The following is a 721-nucleotide window of genomic DNA, read 5'->3' as shown; positions in this document are numbered from 1 at the left end:
GAATATCTCCCAATTCTCCAATGATAGATGTCGCTGTGGTTTCTGCGATGCCAGGAATTGACCGTAAGATGTCATACTCTGGTAAAGGCTGAGCTAGAGTTACCATGTCGTTTAAGACAACTTGTCTGCGTTCAGAAAGGCGAAGCAATTCTTGAGCATAGTAACGAACCTCTTCAAGCATAGGAGAGTTTTTCTTGACCGCACAAAAAGATTGTTTAGCGAGTTTTATAAGTTTATCAGTCAGGTAAGCAATACGCTTTTCAGAGATGCGTTTGGAGGTAGATTGACGGATAATCTCACACAAGTCACTTTGAGATAGTCTTAATACAAACTCTTTGCATGGAAAAGCCATCACTAAGTTCCAATATTGCTCGCCAGTTGGTGTGGATAAGAGATTTTGCAATTCAGGAAAGGTGATTTGTAGGACCTTGTGCAGACGGTTTTTAGCTCGAACAAGGTCTTCTGTCAGATTTTGATAGAAACGGCTTAAATCACGAAGGTGTTGATAAACTTCTTCCTGCACGTAAGTTGGTTTACGATTGTGCACAAGCTGAGATTTAGCTAACTTTTCAGCGTCAATTTTATCTGTTTTACGAACTCGCAGACTGTCCAATTGCTTCTTAGCTTCCAGAGGATTTAGCCGTATGTAAGCGTAACCATATTCCTCGAGAAAGACCTGAAGACGTCGAGAATAGACGCCTGTAGCCTCAAATATAATCTC

Annotated in this window: 1 protein-coding gene; it reads right to left on the bottom strand. The window is 41.1% G+C overall.

The window, feature by feature from the left end; all coding sequences use genetic code 11:
* On the bottom strand, positions 1-721 hold a 721-nt coding region (locus FXF62_RS10700; RefSeq protein WP_149518719.1), incomplete at both ends, for an IS110 family transposase.

The sequence above is a fragment of the Streptococcus cristatus genome, from assembly GCF_008369405.1.
Classification (GTDB): Bacteria; Bacillota; Bacilli; order Lactobacillales; family Streptococcaceae; genus Streptococcus; species Streptococcus cristatus_G.
Note: the sequence above shows the minus strand (reverse complement) of the source record. Positions and strands in the feature narration are given on the sequence as shown.